General features: G+C 69.5%; 14 protein-coding genes. 9 read left to right on the top strand and 5 right to left on the bottom strand.

Features of this window, described 5'->3' with window-relative positions; genetic code table 11:
* Together RJ03_RS10540 and RJ03_RS10535 are read left to right on the top strand one after the other, a co-directional pair.
* The coding region (locus tag RJ03_RS10540) for a PEP-utilizing enzyme (protein WP_245552235.1) at positions 1-684 on the top strand (684 nt) is incomplete at its 5' end.
* The gene (locus RJ03_RS10535; protein WP_036500735.1) at positions 681-1,241 is read left to right on the top strand and encodes a hypothetical protein; all 561 of its coding nucleotides are present in this window, start codon (positions 681-683) and stop codon (positions 1,239-1,241) included. The genes RJ03_RS10540 and RJ03_RS10535, both read left to right, overlap by 4 nt.
* A gap of 12 nt (positions 1,242-1,253) precedes the next feature.
* On the opposite strand, the gene RJ03_RS10530 is transcribed toward RJ03_RS10535, so the two are convergent.
* The gene (locus tag RJ03_RS10530; RefSeq protein ID WP_036500733.1) at positions 1,254-3,473 is read right to left on the bottom strand and encodes a winged helix-turn-helix domain-containing protein; all 2,220 of its coding nucleotides are present in this window, start codon (positions 3,471-3,473) and stop codon (positions 1,254-1,256) included.
* A gap of 28 nt (positions 3,474-3,501) precedes the next feature.
* Here RJ03_RS10530 and RJ03_RS37065 point away from each other — a divergent pair, with 28 nt between their 5' ends.
* The 4 genes from RJ03_RS37065 to RJ03_RS10515 are packed head-to-tail and all read left to right on the top strand — an operon-like array spanning position 3,502 to position 5,944.
* A complete protein-coding gene (locus tag RJ03_RS37065; RefSeq protein ID WP_157163393.1) occupies positions 3,502-3,753 on the top strand; it encodes a hypothetical protein in 252 nt (83 codons plus the stop codon).
* A gap of 36 nt (positions 3,754-3,789) precedes the next feature.
* Positions 3,790-4,521, top strand: coding sequence for an ABC transporter ATP-binding protein (locus tag RJ03_RS10525; protein ID WP_036500732.1), 732 nt, complete (start codon positions 3,790-3,792; stop codon positions 4,519-4,521).
* Positions 4,518-5,303, top strand: coding sequence for an ABC transporter permease (locus RJ03_RS10520; RefSeq protein ID WP_036500730.1), 786 nt, complete (start codon positions 4,518-4,520; stop codon positions 5,301-5,303). Before RJ03_RS10525 ends, RJ03_RS10520 begins: the two co-directional genes overlap by 4 nt.
* A 17-nt stretch (positions 5,304-5,320) precedes the next feature.
* The gene (locus RJ03_RS10515) at positions 5,321-5,944 is read left to right on the top strand and encodes a TetR/AcrR family transcriptional regulator (RefSeq protein WP_036500769.1); all 624 of its coding nucleotides are present in this window, start codon (positions 5,321-5,323) and stop codon (positions 5,942-5,944) included.
* A gap of 24 nt (positions 5,945-5,968) precedes the next feature.
* On the opposite strand, the gene RJ03_RS10510 is transcribed toward RJ03_RS10515, so the two are convergent.
* Genes RJ03_RS10510 through RJ03_RS10500 form a run of 3 tightly spaced genes read right to left on the bottom strand, consistent with a single transcriptional unit; the run spans position 5,969 to position 8,911 of the window.
* Entirely contained in the window at positions 5,969-6,190 is a 222-nt protein-coding gene (locus RJ03_RS10510) for a Trm112 family protein (protein WP_036500728.1), read from the bottom strand.
* Positions 6,191-6,200: 10 nt separating this feature from the next.
* On the bottom strand, positions 6,201-6,692 hold the full coding sequence (locus RJ03_RS10505) for a GtrA family protein (protein WP_306304669.1): 492 nt from the start codon (positions 6,690-6,692) through the stop codon (positions 6,201-6,203).
* Positions 6,689-8,911, bottom strand: coding sequence for a tol-pal system YbgF family protein (locus tag RJ03_RS10500; protein WP_036500766.1), 2,223 nt, complete (start codon positions 8,909-8,911; stop codon positions 6,689-6,691). The genes RJ03_RS10505 and RJ03_RS10500 overlap by 4 nt, the downstream gene beginning before the upstream one ends.
* A gap of 396 nt (positions 8,912-9,307) precedes the next feature.
* Here RJ03_RS10500 and RJ03_RS10495 point away from each other — a divergent pair, with 396 nt between their 5' ends.
* A complete protein-coding gene (locus RJ03_RS10495) occupies positions 9,308-10,330 on the top strand; it encodes a glycosyltransferase (protein WP_083870730.1) in 1,023 nt (340 codons plus the stop codon).
* Complete coding sequence (gene rffA, locus RJ03_RS10490) at positions 10,320-11,456, top strand: dTDP-4-amino-4,6-dideoxygalactose transaminase (protein WP_036500726.1); 1,137 nt, start codon at positions 10,320-10,322, stop codon at positions 11,454-11,456. Before RJ03_RS10495 ends, rffA begins: the two co-directional genes overlap by 11 nt.
* An 87-nt stretch (positions 11,457-11,543) precedes the next feature.
* Here the strand turns inward: rffA and RJ03_RS10485 are convergent, their stop codons facing one another.
* On the bottom strand, positions 11,544-14,495 hold the full coding sequence (locus RJ03_RS10485; RefSeq protein WP_036500724.1) for an AMP-binding protein: 2,952 nt from the start codon (positions 14,493-14,495) through the stop codon (positions 11,544-11,546).
* A gap of 581 nt (positions 14,496-15,076) precedes the next feature.
* On the opposite strand from RJ03_RS10485, the gene idi reads away from it, so the two are divergent.
* Positions 15,077-15,640 carry an isopentenyl-diphosphate Delta-isomerase gene (idi, locus tag RJ03_RS10475; RefSeq protein ID WP_232329402.1) on the top strand — a complete coding sequence of 188 codons (564 nt, stop codon included), beginning with the start codon at positions 15,077-15,079 and terminating at the stop codon, positions 15,638-15,640.

Below are 15,640 nucleotides of genomic sequence, written 5' to 3'. Positions count from 1 at the left end.
GGCCACGCGCCGTTGCTCGCCCGCGGAATCGCCGCGTCGACCGGTGTGGCGTCGGGCCGGCTGGCCCGCGACACCGCGGCCGTGCTCGCCGCGGCCGGTGCGCCGACGGTGCTGCTCCGGCCGTCCACCGAGCCCGAGGACTTCGCGGGCATGCTGCACGCGACCGCCGTGGTGACCCAGGAAGGCGGATCCGGTTCGCACGCGGCGGTCGTGGCGCGCGAACTCGGAAAGCCGGCGGTGGTCGGTGCCCGGTTCGTCGATCCGGAGTGGCCGGCGCGGGCCGGCGGCGAACTGGTCACGGTCTGCGGGACCACGGGCCGGATCTGGCACGGGCTGGTTCCGGCGGTCGAGGGGCACCCGCCGCCGTGGCCGTCGGATCTGATCGGCGAACCACTGCGCACGACCGTGGTCGACTCACCCGACGACCTGCCGTCCGTGGAGACGGACGGCGGGGGCCGTGGTCTCGTCGTCACCGCCGACCCCGACCTCGCCCGCCGCGCGGCGGCCGGCTCACCGATCGCCTTCGTCTGCGGCGCCGGTCCGGCCGAGCGGCCGTGGCTGGCGGAGCTGCCCGACATCCCGTTGCGCTACGTCGTGGTGAACTCACCCGCGCAGCGGCGCTTCGTCTGCACCCTGCTGGCGATCCGAGAAATCCTGTCCCCCAGATCGGAGACGCGACGATGACCACCGCCGACGATGCGCTCGTGGTGATACCCCGGCGCACCCGAGTCCTGCACACATTGCGGGTCGCCGGGTGGCTGGCCGCCGACCACTTCGGTGCGGACGCACCGCTGACCGACACGACATTGTTCACACAGGTCCCGACACCGCGCGGTGACATGATCAGGCTCACCCCGGCGGGAGAACACGCGGCCGAGGTGGAGCTCGGCGCCGTCTGCCGTCACCTGTCCCCTGCCGGGCGGGACCACATCGCCGCCCTGCTCGATCGGTTCGAACGGGCCGATCCGCGAATCAAGAACGCGGTGACGGCATTCCAGCGCGATCGCGGTCGGTCGACCGCGCGCGGCGTGCTCGAACTGCACGGCGAGGTCGCCGATCTGCTCACCGCGATCGGCGACGCCCTGCCGCTGTGGGACGACTACCCGGCACGGTTCGCGACCGTGGTGGCGCTCATCGAGTCCGGCGATCTCGACAGTGTCGCCTCGCCGTTGCGAGACAGCTACCACACGGTGTGGCATCTGCTCCATCGTGATCTGCGACTGGTGGCCGACTGCCGGTAGCCGGGCCGGCTACTACGGCGAGTCGGCGGCCACCGCGTGATCGTCGCCCTGCACGACCAGCGCGACGTGCAGGCGGGAGCGGCAATCCAGCTTCTGCATGATCTGGCGGATGTGGTTGACCACGGTCCATTCCGAGAGGTTCAGCCGCTTGGCGATCATGCGGTTGGTCATTCCGGTCGCCACCAACTCGGCGATCTCGCGCTGGCGGGCGGTCAGCACATCCAGCCGGGAGTCCGCCGGTTCGAGGGTGGCCGGTGCCGACCTCGAATAGGCGGCGGCATCGGCCACCGTCCAGTGGTTCACCTGCGCGGCGATCTCCCGAAACCGCTCCGGCCCCAGCATCGTTCGAAGGCGATGAACCGATCCGGGCACATCCTCCGGATCGAGCTGCGGAATGCTGTGCTGGGCGCGCAACCTCCGCGCTGCCAGCCACAATCGTGCCGAATGCTCGTGGTGCGCGGTCCCGGCCCGGTCGTAGACCCGGGCACAGCCTTCGATCGCGATCACGGCCGACACCACCTGGTCCGCGAGGTCCTCGTCCGCGAGCACTTCGCGGTAGACCGCCAGCGACCGGTCCGGTGCCGGTCCGCCGATCTGGCTGCGCGCCAGCGCATTCAGCGCCGACAGGCGAATCGATCCCGCGCCACGCCGGATCCGTGCCGCCACCTCGTCCCAGCCCTCGGGGCGAGCCGGAAGGCCGGCCAGGGCTTCGGTGATCCACATCCAGTCGGCGAACCGTTCCGACAGCCGGCCCGCGAATGGCGACGACAGCGTCAGGCAGTGCTGTGCCGATTCCGCGTCACCCAGGGCGCACAGCGCGGCGGCGAGCGGCACTCCGGTCCGGGCGGCCCGGAATTCGTCGCCGGCCTCGCGGTAGGCCTGTCCCGCCGCGGTCAGCATGCGCATCGCCCGATGCAACCGGTCGGTGCGTAATGCCCACAGCCCCAGCAATTCCCGGCACAGCGCCGCCGACACCCCGGCGAGCGGCTCGGTGCGGGGCGCCAGCAGTCCGGACAGCACCGTCTCCAGCTCGCGCACCCGGCCGTGCTGCGACCACACCGGATCCAGCAGCGCGATCGTCTCGATCGCGCGTTCGGCCTGACCCACCGCGATCAGCTGATTGATCGTCGTGAGCAGGCTGTCCGGTGCCGCCCGCCGGTTCGTGCGCGGTTCGGCGTCGAGCACGCGCTCGGCGAACTCCGTGCGCAACCGGGCCGCTCGCGCGGGGTCGGCCGCGTCGACCCGGCGGCAGTAGCTGCGCACCGTGGCACCCACCCGGCAACTGCCGATATCCGTTCCGGATTCGACCCGGTGGATCAGTCCGCGCTCGAACAGCACATCGAGTGCCGCGGTGGTGCGACCGCGATCCAGCACACTCACCCGGTAGGCGAGCTCGATATCGAAGGGCGTCTCGAACAGTGACAGCCGCAGCAGCAGGTCGACCACGTGCGCGTCGAGATCCCCGATCGTCCACTCGACCGCGTCGTGCATGGTCCGGTGCCGGGTCGGGGCCGAGCCCAGCGCCGGGGACTGCAGGTCCACACCCGCCTTGATCCGCCGCAGCGCACGCGCCGGGCCGACGCGCGCGATCTCGGCGGCGGCCAGTTCCAGCGCCAACGGGACACCGTCGAGTTCCCGCACGATCTCGTCGAGCACCAGGCGATCGGCCAGGGAGTGCATCCGCCGGTAGTGGCTGTCGATACTCGCCAGCAGCAATCGTGAGGCAGGCGAGGATCCCGGGTCGTAGTTCAGCAGACCGGTATCGACCGCCAGCGGCCGCACCAGGACCACGTACTCCTGCGGTAGGCGCAGCGCCTCGCGGCTGGTCACCACGATCCGCACCTGCGGACACCGGTCGAGCAACTGTCCTACGTGGGGCGCCAGTTCCCGGGCGACCGGATCGCAGTTGTCCAGCAGGACGATTCGCGCCTCGGCGCCGATCACCGCTGCGAGCTCGGAGAACACGGACGCCACCTGCCGCGGCTCGACCGTCACGGTACCGGGCGCGGCGTCCAGGAATCCGATCAGCCGGTCACGAAATTCGCTGTACCACAGCACTTCTCGTGCCAATCGTGACTTTCCGACGCCGGCGCGGCCGGTCAGGGTCAGCAATCGGATCGACTGCTCACCGAGGAGCCTGCGGAGGGTGTCGACGTCGTCGCCACGCCCGACGAAGGCGGGGCCGGACGGTGCGGCAGAGCCGGGTGGGGAAAGCGGGTGTTCGTGCCTCATGCGCCAATCACTTTCACACTGCGCCCCGATGGCGATCGAGAGAATCGATCAGGCCGTGCCGCGCTGCACCATTCGTCGCGCGAATCCAACTCCCCGGAATGTCGACGAATACGACGTGATCCCGGATAACGATACCAACCCGAGGCCGCTCACGAGCGGTATCGAACCGGTCACGATCATCTGCCCGGACCGTGATCGACGTATCCGGTCCACCGCGGGGCTTGCGCCGCGCCCACACCGGGGGCAGAATTCAACACACAATGAATTCAACGCTCGGTGAATAATCTCGCCGGTCGTGCGAGCTGAGAGGTGGACCGTGGCGAACTCCGATTCGTCCCCGGCGATCACCGTCGAGCACCTGCGGGTGCGGCGCGGGGGACATGAAGTGCTGCACGATATTTCGCTGACCGTCCCGGCGGGCAGCATCACCGGTCTGCTCGGCCCCTCCGGCTGCGGTAAGACCACACTGATGCGCAGCATCGTCGGCACCCAGCTGATCCAGGCCGGCAGTGTGCGGGTACTCGGCGAGGAGGCCGGCAACCGCGGTCTGCGGTCCCGTATCGGATACGTCACGCAGGCGCCGAGCATCTACGACGACCTCAGCGTGGTGGAGAACGTCTCCTACTTCGCGGCGCTCTACGGCCGCGACACCAAGGCGGTGCACGCGGCGATCGACCAGGTCGGTATGACCCCGCACAGCCGGCATCGGGGCAATCAACTCTCCGGCGGACAGCGGACCCGGGTATCGCTGGCGTGTGCGCTGGTCGCCGATCCGGAACTGCTGGTCCTCGACGAGCCGACCGTTGGGCTGGATCCGGTGCTGCGGGCCGAGCTGTGGAAGCAGTTCCACGAACTCGCCGGTCAGGGCCGCACACTCGTGGTGTCGAGTCATGTCATGGACGAGGCCGAGCACTGCGACCAGCTACTGCTCATGCGCGACGGCCACCTCCTGGCCCAGCTCACCCCCGACAAACTGCGCGCCGACACCGGCGAAACCAGTTTGGAGAACGCATTTCTCGCCCTCATCACGATGGGACAGCCGCGATGACAACGACATTCGCCCCGCCGTCACGCCGGCCGCTGCGCTGCTACACCGCGACCTCGGCGCGCATCCTGCGTCAGCTACGCGCGGACCGGCGCACCGTCGCCATGCTGCTGCTGGTGCCGACACTGCTCATGACACTGCTGTATTTCGTCTATCACGAGACGCCGACGATGCCCGGCGTGCCGTCGCTGTTCGACCGCGTCGGGATCAGCATGCTGGGCATCCTGCCCTTCATCGTGATGTTCCTGATCACCGCGATCGCCATGCAGCGCGAGCGGACCTCGGGCACGCTGGAACGGCTGATGACGACGCCGTTGTCGAAGCTGGATCTGCTGGGCGGGTACGGCACCGCGTTCTCCGTCGCCGCGGCGGCGCAGGCGGGCCTGGCGTGTCTGATCTCCTTCTGGTTACTGGGATTACAGGCCGCCGGCAGCGCCTGGCTCGTGCTGCTGATCGCCGTGGTCGACGCGGTGCTGGGCGTGGCGCTGGGGCTGCTGGCCAGCGCCTTCGCGCGCACCGAATTCCAGGCCGTGCAGTTCATGCCGCTGGTGGTGGGCCCGCAGTTCTTCCTCTGCGGCCTGCTGGTCCCGCGCGATCAACTGCCACGCTGGCTGGAGATCATCAGCGACGTGCTGCCGCTCAGCTATGCGGTCGACGCGCTGCAGGAGGTCTCCCGGCACCCGGGCGCGACCGCCGCGATGTGGCGAGATCTGGGCATCGTCGCCGCATTCGCCGCTGTCGCACTGGCTTTGGGCGCCGCCACCCTCCGCCGGCGCACGGCATGAGCGGTCGGGCGCACGACGTGAGCGATGTGACCGATCGGGTGGGCGGGCGCAGCGGGCGGCGAGCCGGCGAATCGGGTACGCGGGAGGCGATTCTGGACGCGGCGCGCACCCGCTTCGCCGAAGTCGGATTCGACAAGGCGTCGATCCGCTCGATAGCGGGCGCGGCGGGAGTCGATCCCGCGCTGGTGCATCACTACTTCGGCACCAAACAGCAATTGTTCTCCGCCACCCTGAATCTGCCGATCGATCCGGAGATGATCCGCGGGCCGATCCGGGCCGCCGAACTCGACCGGCTGGGCGAGACCGTGGTCCGGACCGTGGTCGGCGCGTGGGATTCCTCGGTGGGCGAGCACGCGGTCGCGGCCTTCCGGGGCATCCTCGCGGGCGGGGACGCCGCGCTCGCGCGCAGCTTCCTGCTCGAGGTCGCGCTGAAAGACGTTCGGGAGAAGGTGGATTCGCCGCCGGGCACCGGCACCACGCGGGTGGTCCTCGCCGTGTCGCAGATGGTCGGGCTGCTGGTCGCGCGCATGATTCTGCAGGTCGAACCCGTGGCGTCGATGCCGCTGGAGGAGCTGGCCGCGACAGTCGGGCCGACGATCCAGCGTTATCTGACGGGCGAATTGCCCGTCGCCGGCGGCTAGCCCGCACACCGCCGGCCGGCGGACTCAGCCCTGCGCGGTGAAGGCCTCGTGCTCGGCGTCGCCGACCGCACGGGCCTCGTCGACCAGCAGCACCGGGATACCGTTGTCGACCGGGTAGGCGCGGCGCAGGCGCGGGTTGTAGAGCACGCTGTTGCCGTCCGCGTCGCGGACCAGCGACAACGGCCCCTTGTCCTCCGGACAGGCCAGCAGGCTCAACAACGTCGGGTCCAGGGTTTGCTCCGCCATATCCGACAACCTACCCGCCCGCCCGATCCGTGGGCCGCGCCGCCCGCCGGAACGAGATGTGCCGATGCCCGAAGAAGCTGAGCACCGCCACCAGACCCATCACCACGACCGTCGCGGGAGTCTCCGGCAGGTCGAACACCCCGACCGCCAGCTGCACACCGGCCATGTTCAATATCAGTCCGCCCGAGTTCACGGCGACGAATCGCACGAAGTCGGCGACCACGTGACCGCGCACCCGGAACACCAGGGTGCGATGGGCGAAGAAGGCGAACACGATGCTGATCGAGTAGGCCAGCGCCACCGCCACCGCGGGCGGCCAGCCGCCGGGCAGCAGCTTCAGCCACATCACCGTCAGCACCATGCCCAGCAGCGTGTTGGCCGCGCCGACCGCGGCGAAGGCGATCTCCTGGCGGCGGATCAGTCGCAGCAGCAGACCCGGCGGCGGGGTGTCGGGCTCCCCCGCCACCCGCGCCGCGGCCGCTCCGTCCGCACCGACGCTCACGACACCACGTCCGCGGCTTCCTGCTTCACCGGTTCGCCGGATTCGCCGGGACGCCGCCGGGAACGCAGGTACAGCCACTGCATCACCGCCAGCAGCACCAGGCCGCCGGCCGCGGCGGCGACACCGATACGCCACCCCGGCGGCTCCCAGGAGACCTCCAGCGTGGCATCGCGGGTTCCCGCCGGAATATCCACGGCGACAATCGATTTCGCGACCTCACGAATCGGCAGCTCATGTCCGTCGAGGGTGGCGCGATAACCGGGCCAGTTCAGCCGCGCGAGGACCACACGCCCGCCGTCGGATGAGCTCACACGTACCCGGCTGGTGCGGTCGGTTTCCGACAGCGAGCTCGCCTGCACGTGGTGGGCGTCGGCGATGCGGCCGTTCTGCGTGGAAACCAGGCCCTGCTCACGCTCGAGCACCCAGATGTAGCGTTCGTGGCCCGGATGGTCGACCCACTTCCAGCCCGGCGGGGCGGGCTGATTGCCCAGCTCCGGGTACATGGCCCGCTGCAGGACGACCCGGTCGAGTTTCATCAAATCCACCGGGGCGACCCCGGTGGACGGCTCGGGGGTGAACAGCCGCCGGAACGAGTCCGGACAGACGCTGGAATCCCAGCGCATGCACAGCATCTCGCCGAACCAGTAGTGCCCGTTGGGTGTGTAGCCGTTGACGTAGTTGCGATGCACGTCCTTGGCGAAGTTGCCGAACACCAGCGATCCGTAGGCGCCCTGCAGGCTCTTGTCCTGCGGCTGCAGCAGCCCGCGGTCGCCGAGCTGGATGGTGACGCCGTCGAAGGCCGGGAAGGCCGCCTCCGCCTCGGAGCGGTGCACGGGCAGATTCCAGCCCATCGGCGTCGGCTGCACCAGATACACCTGCAGGTACGCGATCGGGAGCATGGCGACGACGGTCGCCAGCGCGGCCGCCCCGCTTCCGCGCTTCGCCCACAACCACACCACGCCGGCGCCGATCGCAGCGACCGCGAGCGCGGAGAGCACATGCCACCAGATGTGGTGCGGGTCGGCGGAAAACGTTCGCACCCAGAGCAATCCGATCAGCACCGCCGCCGCCACCGCGCGTGGGCGCCAGTCGCGCACCGTGCCGAACCGGCCGAGCAGCACGCAGACCAGGATCAGCAGGCCGACCGCCACCATCGGCAGCACTCGCGCCGGCCAGCGCAGCGGGCCGACCGTCCCCGGCCCCGCCGTCCACATCAGGAACATGATCGCGAACAGCGCCACCGAGATCAGTTCCCGCCACACCTGGCGCGCGCGATTCCAGTCGACGAATGCCAGCGCCGGAATCAGGAACCACGCGATATAGGTGACCGGCAGCGGCTGCACATATCCCCACCACGAGGTGAACGCCGGCATCGCCGACGGCAGGCTGGCGTTCAGCGATTCCGACCACGGCACCGTCAGGAACCGGTCGTTGTTGATCTGGGAGTTTCCCCGCCAGCTCACCGTCGCGGACAGCATGCTCGGCAGATACGTCATCAAACCGGCCATACCGGCCGCGGCGGCGACCACCGCCACCCGCAGCACCGGCCGCCAGGCGCGTTGGACGACGAACTCTCCCACCGCGACGGCCACCAGCATCAGCGCCGCCTCGACGGCCGGAAAGACGTATTCGACCGAAATCGCCAGATACAGGAAGACGAACAACGGAATCGGCCCGTAACCGCGGGTGCCGCCGTAGCGCGACCGGTCACCGGCCGGGCCGCGGGCATAGCGCACGGCACTGGCCCAGGCGTGCAGCATCCAGGCGGTGCCGGTCAACGCGGTGACCCAGCTGGCCTCGTCGAAGAACAGGAACCAGCCCGAGAGCGGAAACGCGATGCCCGCCACGGCAGCCCACGACGCGCGACTGCCGTAGACCAGGCAGACCCGGTACACGCCGAGTGCGGCGATGATCGAGAAGATCAGTTTGACGACCGTCGCCAGCAGCGCGAGATTGTCCACCGACGGTGCGATCAGATCGATCAGCAGCTGCGGCGGATTGAACAGGCCCGCCTCTTCCATCGTGTAGTTCCCGGTCATCCACTGTTCGGGCACCATCAGCGGCAGATGGCCCTCGCGCAGATGCCGGCCGAGCATCACCCACAGCGGGGTGTACTGGGATTCGGTGTCGTCGGTGTAGAAATGCCGCGCATTGGCGAGCAGCACCGCGATATAACCGGCGATTACCCCGAGTGCGGTGATCGCTCCCCATCGGAACACGATCCGCCGCGGATGCCCCGCGCCACTCTGCTCGGGCCGGGGAGCGGCAGACCGCCCATCATCGACGGCGTCATCGCGCCGATCCTCCCCGGGCTCCGCGAGCGCCGTCGTCGACACTGCACTTTCCACCACGATTGACAGACCCTACCCGCCCGCGTGCTCGCGGGCACCGCACCCGCAACCGCCGCCCGCTCGCGGAGCCGAAGCCGGTGACCAGCAGCGTGTTAGAGTTCACCCCGATTCGGGCTCTGGATACAGCCGAGGAGTTCCGGTGCGCACCGTCATCGAAAGTCGAACCAGCTGATGCCGATTCCGTCCGCAACCGCACGACCCCCTGCCGCCGGGCAGGCTCCGACACCGGATGTTCACCTCCCGGTCACCGGCGGCGGCGAGCGGGTGCATGCGGTCTCGGTGGTGATCCCGGTGTATCGCGGGGAGCAGACCATCGCCGGACTGGTCGCCGAACTGCACGAATTGTCGCAGTCCTCGGTGACGCCGGAGGGCAACCGTTTCGCGGTGGAGGAGATCGTGCTGGTCCACGACCACGGCCCCGACCGTTCCGACGTCGTGCTGCAGCGGCTGACCACCGAATATCCGCAGGTGCGGGTCATCTGGCTGAGTCGCAACTTCGGTCAGGACGCGGCCACCATCGCCGGGATGGCCGCCGCGCGCGGCGAGTGGATCGTCACGATGGACGAGGACGGACAGCACGATCCGGGATTCATCGGCGCCTTCCTCGACACCGCGCTCGCCCAGCGCGCGGATCTGGTCTATTCGAAGCCGACCAACACCCGCCCGCACGGCTTACTGCGCAACCTCACCTCACGCGGCGCCAAGGTGGTGCTGGCGACGGTCTTCGCCTTCCCGGATTCCACCCGCTTCGAAAGTTACCGGCTGATCCGCGGCGACATCGGTCGCCAGCTGGCCGAGGTCGCCTCCAACGGGGTGTATCTGGACGTGGCGCTGACCTGGGTGGTGGACAACACCGCGCAGGCGCCGGTGGTACTGCGCGCGGAGGGCCGTGAAGAGTCCGGTTACAACTACCGCCGGCTGTTCTCGCTGTTCTGGAAGATGGTGCTGTGTAGCGGAACTCGCGGCCTGCGCCTGGTGAGCATGCTGGGCGTGACCCTGGCCGCCGGTGGTGCCGTGATGGCCGCGGTGGTTATCTGGAACGCCCTGTTCGGCAGCGGTCACGACCCCGAGGGCTGGGCCTCGATCATCGTGGTGCTGCTGCTGGTCTCGGGCGCGATCCTGTTCTCACTCGGCCTGATCGCGGAGTATCTGGGTGTGGCGTTGCACGTGCTGGTGGGCAAACCGCTGTATCTGACGGTAGATTCGCCGACACCGCGTCCGCACGCCGAGGCGCGGGTTCCGACCACGGCCGCAGCAATCGGGGGACACGATCCGGGTGAGCACTGACCGCATCCTCTTCAGCCGGCCCTACCGCGCCCAGGCCGAGCTGACGAATCTGGCCGCCGTCCTGGCCTCCGACCACAGCCACGGCGACGGGCCGTTCACCGCGGCGGCGACGGCGAAATTGCGCGCCATCACCGGCGCTCCGCACGCCCTGCTGACGACCTCGTGCACCCACGCGCTGGAGATGGCCGGGCTGCTGCTCGAACTGGGTCCCGACGACGAGGTGATCGTCCCCAGTTTCGCCTTCACCTCCACCGCCACCGCGGTCGCGATGCGCGGGGCAACCTGCGTCTTCGCCGATATCGACGAGCGCGGCAACCTCGATCCGGAGTCGGTGGCCGCGGCGGTCACCGAACGCACCAAGGCGATCGTGGTCATCCACTACGGCGGCGTCGGCGCCGATATGGACCGGCTGCTCGAGATCTCCGAGGCGCACGGCCTGGCCATCGTCGAGGACACCGCGCACGGCCTCGGCGGCCGGTGGCGCGGCCGGCCCCTGGGCACGATCGGCACCGTGGGCGCACTCAGCTTCCACGACACCAAGAACGTGCACTGCGGTGAGGGCGGGGCCATCCTGCTCACCGACGAGATCCTCATGGGACGCGCCGAGATCATCCGCGAGAAGGGCACCGACCGGGCCCGGTTCCTGCGCGGGGCGGTCGACAAGTACTCCTGGCAGGACATCGGATCGAGTTATCTTCCCAGTGAGTTGAATGCCGCGGTCCTCGATGCGCAGCTGGCCGAATTCGACCGGATCCAGGCCGGGCGCCTGCGGGTGTGGAACGCCTACGCCGCCGCATTGCCGGACTGGGCCACGCGTAACGACGTACGGCTGATGCAGGTCCCGGACGATCGCGAGCACACCGCGCATCTGTACTACCTGCGCACCCCGACCGAGGACGCCCGCGACGCGTTGATCGGTTACCTTCGCGAACAAGGCATTTCGGCCCCGTTCCACTACGTGCCGCTGCACTCCAGCCCGGCCGGGCAGAAACTCGGCCGCACCACGGTCCCCTGCCCGCGCACCGACGACTTCTCGGCGACCCTGCTGCGGCTGCCGCTGTGGCCGGATCTGAGCGATCAGCAGGTCGCGCGAGTGATCGAGACGGTCACCGCGTTCACCGTGTGAGCGGGCGCGGGGACCCTCGCGAGAACGGTGCCGGACCGGCCGAACCGGGCGTCGCATCCGCCCGGTTCCGCCGCAATCTCCTGGCCCCTACCCCAGCAGAGCGGCCGCGACCTCGGGGGTGAGCACCTCGTAGCCTTCCGCTTCCCGGTTGTAGTACCAGGTGTTGTCGTTCGGTTCGAGGCGAAGCGCCGACCGCACCGCGTGGGTGGCGGGACGGAAGCTGGAGCTGCGCGGTATCTCGTCCACCACCCGCACGACATCGGGTCGCTGGGCGGGGTCGAGGGCGCGCAGTCCCTCGGTGACGTCGGCGGGTTCCAGGCGGTGGCCCGCGCGCACGCTCACCACGGCGACCGCGAGCGTGGTGCTCGGGGTGCGGAGGCCGAACGCGACCTCCATGTCGATGGCCGCGATGTCGTTGAGCGCGTCCACGATCGGCTGGGTGTAGACCGGCCCGCGCGCGGTCGCGATGACGGTGTCGCGGCGGTCCATCAGCCAGTAGTCGCCGTCGCTGTCGCGGCGGAACAGATTCTCCGTCGGCATCCAGGCGTCACCGGCGCTGAAGACGCCGCGCAGGCCGCCACGGGAGATGTCGACGGTGTCGGCCGCCCGCCCGATCAGCAGGCCCACCTCGTTGTCCGCGGCGCGACGGGCGAAACCCCTTGTGTCGGTGACGATCTGCTCGGCGATCGGATCGTAGGAGATCAGTTCCACCTTCGCCGTGCCCGGCACCGGGCGGCCCTTGCAGCCGATCTTCACGCCCGCCACGTTCGCGAGCACCACATCCCCCTCGATGGAGGCGTAGAACTCCAGCACCCGCGCGGGGGCGAACCGTTCCGTGGTGCGCCGCCACAGACCGGCCGGCATACCGGAGCCGATGAACAGCCGGATCGGATGCGAATGGCCGGCGGGGAAGGTGTCGACGTCGAGGATGTCACGCAGCATGGTCCAGGTGTAGGTGACCACGGTGACCCCGTAGCGGTGCACCTCGGCGGCGAAGCTGGGCGGATCCAGCGACCGGGCCAGCGCGATCCGGCTGCCACCCGCCACCGCGCCGCCCAAACTGACCAGCAGTCCCGACGAATGATGCAGCGGCGCAAGGCAATACACCGTATCGCGGCGGTCGAGGTCGGCTGCCGAGGCGGTGCCGAAGGCCGACAGCGCCCACCGATGGTTGGTGATGTATTTCAGGTCGAGTTTGTCGCCGGTACCGGTGATCAGGATGAACGCCAGCTCGCGCGCCACCCCCGGATCGGGGCGGAACCAGCCCGGCAGGGCCACCGCCGCCGGGTCGACCTGCTCCAGGTCGACCACATCGGCGCCGTCCGGGATGTCGAGCGTGCGGGCATTGCCGCCACCGAGCACCAGGACCCGGGTTCCGGCGGCGGCCGCGGCCTCCAGATTCTCCGGGTCGGCCACGATCACCGTGGTTCCGGTCGATTCGACCGCCCGCGCGGTATCGCCGCCCGGCGCCAGCAGCACCGCCACCGCCCCGATCCGCGAGAGCGCCGCGACCGAGGCCAGCGCACTCGGCCGGGTTTCCATCAGCACCCCGACGCGGGTGCCGGGGCGCACGCCGGCCGAGATCAGCCCGCGCACCACATTGTCGATGCGGGCGCCGACCGCGGCGTGGGTGTGCACCCGGTCGTCGAAGAGGAACAGCTCACGCATCGGCGCGCTGCGCTGTTGTTCGGCGAGCAGCCGGCCCAGCGAGATCCGGGTGTGCGGCTGAATCATGCCGAGCCGGGTCAGCCGGGGCAGCGCCCGGGCGGCCTCACCCGTCAGCTCCTTCGATCCGCGCAGGGCGTTTCCGGCCAGACTGCCGAACGCCGCGCCGATTCCGGCGCCGGCTTCGGCCAGGGTGGCCGCGGTGTGCACGACGCGGGTGGCGGCGGTGGACTGGCGGTCGGCGGCGACGTGCTCGTGCATGGGCGCGATCTGTTCGGGCAGTTCGGCGTGCCCGCCCAGCCAGTTCACCCAGTCGCGCACCAGCGGCCAGGTCTGGTTGGTGGCGGTACTGCCCGCCACGAGGCCGAAATGCCCGGCCACCAGGGTGGCCTCGTAGACCTCGGCATTGGGCGCCGCGCGCACGATACCGCGCACCGCCGCCGGCTGGCCGATGTCGTCGACCTCACCGACGAAGGCGAGGATGGGGCATTTCACCTCGGCCAGCGAGATCGGCTGATCACGAATGACGAAGCCGCCGGACATCATCCGGTTGTGTGCGACGAACTGCTTGAGCAGATCGGCGGCCGCCGGTCCGGAATAGCCCACCCAGCCGTCGTGTTCGAGGAAGCGGCGCTGACGTTCCTTGGGCAGCAACGCCTCTCGGTCGTGCAGCTGGCGCAGGAAGTCGATCCGGGCCTTCGCCGTCTTCACCGGATCGAGCAACTGGAAGCCGACGCGCACCATGGCATCGGTGATCGGCAGCCGGGTCAGGACGTGGTCGGCGACGAAATCGGCGACCTCCGACACCAGCCCGTAGGGCAGCCCGAACGGCAGGCCCGCCACGATGTCGACCGGGCTGCCGAAGGTGACGATGCTCTGCACGCCCTTGCCGTAGCGGAACGCTGTGGCCTGATAGGCGAACATGCCACCCTGCGAGTACCCCATCAGGTGCACGCCACGGCCGGTCAGTTCGTTGACGGTGTCGATCGCGCTCGACAGGGCGAGGACATGGTCGGCCAGATCGCGCTGCCAGCCGCCCTCCTCGGTGGCCGGTGAGCCGAAATCCAGCACCCAGCAATCGATTCCGGCGCGATGCAGGATGCCGACGGCGCCGCCCTCGGCGTTGACGTCGTAGATGTCGGCATTGACCATCAGCGGCGGCACCAGCAGCGCGACGGGCCGGTCCGCGGCCGGATCGTCGGGGAAGTAGTGGCGCAGCCGGTACATCCGCTTACGCTCGGTGACCTCGAAAGGCGAGGACTCCACATCGTGGGCGAGGCCGCCGAAACGGATGACCTCGAGACCGTTCTGCGCGGTCGCCATCAACCGCCGCGCCGGCCCCGTCAGGGTTCTCGTATCGAATTTCACAACCACTCCCAGCCCTTGTGCCCTGCGCTCACACCTTCACGCCCCCTGCGTGCGGGTCGAGCCTGCCACATCGACAGCCTACTGCGGCCCCGTTGTGATCGGTCCCATCCGCGATCACAGGTTGCGCTCGGGAGGGGTGCGGGCGCGCCCGGCGGCACACGGTTTCGGCGAATATGGTCGCGCACCACCGGCCGAGTCCTACCGTGGATCACGGAACGCCGTTGTAGCGCATGACTATTCGATCAGATGTCCAGTTCGCCGGGCCGGTCCCGAGTCTCATTCTCTTCCGGTGGCGAAAACCGGTTCCGATCGGTTTCTCCGACGACGTCCGGCGGCCGGTCGGACGCGGTGAGCTGGATCGACGCCCACTACGGGTGCACGATCCATCCGCGTGGCGAGTATTTCCGGGCGATGACGGCCCACGGCCCGGTCCTGATCGCGATCACCGACCTGACGTCGGCGACCGTCCCGTACCGGGAACTTCGTACGCGGTGCGAGCCGGCGCCCGGGGTGGAGGAACCGTTTCTCACGTCCTGTCGCGAGGGTAGTTTCCGCTACCTGCTCATAGCCGCCGATAAGGTAGGGCGGTGACCGGCACCCACACCACCTCCACCGACGGCACGGTCGACCGCGAGTCCCTGCCCGTCGAACTGGTCGACGAGCAGGGCCGCGCGACCGGAATCTGCCCGGTGTCCGACGCCCACACCGCGCCCGGACGGCTGCACCGCGCATTCTCGGTGCTGCTGTTCGGGCCGGACGGGCGGGTGCTGCTGCAGCAGCGGGCCGCGGTCAAGACCCGGTTCCCGCTGCGCTGGTCCAACACCTGTTGCGGACACCCGGGGCCGGGCCAGTCCCTCGCCGAGGCCGCCGCTGTCCGGCTGGGCGAGGAACTGCGGATCGGCGCGCAACTGCGTGAGGTCGGGGTCTATCGCTACCGGGCCGACGATCCCGCGACCGGTCGGGTCGAGGACGAATGGGATCACGTACTGATCGGTGAGTTCACCGGCGTGCCCGACCATCCCGACCCGGCCGAAGTAGCCGCGCTGCGCTGGGCGGATCCCGAGCGGCTGGACGCCGATATCGCTTCCGCCCCAGCGGATTTCACGCCGTGGCTGCACGGTGTGCTGGCCACGGCGCGCGCCGGGCATTGA

The sequence above is a fragment of the Nocardia aobensis NBRC 100429 genome (genome assembly GCF_000308375.1).
In the GTDB taxonomy this organism is placed as follows: Bacteria; Actinomycetota; Actinomycetes; order Mycobacteriales; family Mycobacteriaceae; genus Nocardia; species Nocardia aobensis.
The sequence above is the reverse complement of the archived record's forward strand: the minus strand, read 5'-3'. Positions and strand labels throughout refer to the sequence as shown.

Excerpts from the sequence above, each read along its gene's own strand:
- RJ03_RS37065 (WP_157163393.1), top strand. The coding sequence starts at position 3,502 with ATGGCGATCGAGAGAATCGATCAGGCCGTGCCGCGCTGCACCATTCGT.
- RJ03_RS10520 (WP_036500730.1), top strand. The coding sequence starts at position 4,518 with ATGACAACGACATTCGCCCCGCCGTCACGCCGGCCGCTGCGCTGCTAC.
- RJ03_RS10530 (WP_036500733.1), bottom strand. The coding sequence starts at position 3,473 with ATGAGGCACGAACACCCGCTTTCCCCACCCGGCTCTGCCGCACCGTCC.
- RJ03_RS10535 (WP_036500735.1), top strand. The coding sequence starts at position 681 with ATGACCACCGCCGACGATGCGCTCGTGGTGATACCCCGGCGCACCCGA.
- RJ03_RS10510 (WP_036500728.1), bottom strand. The coding sequence starts at position 6,190 with ATGGCGGAGCAAACCCTGGACCCGACGTTGTTGAGCCTGCTGGCCTGT.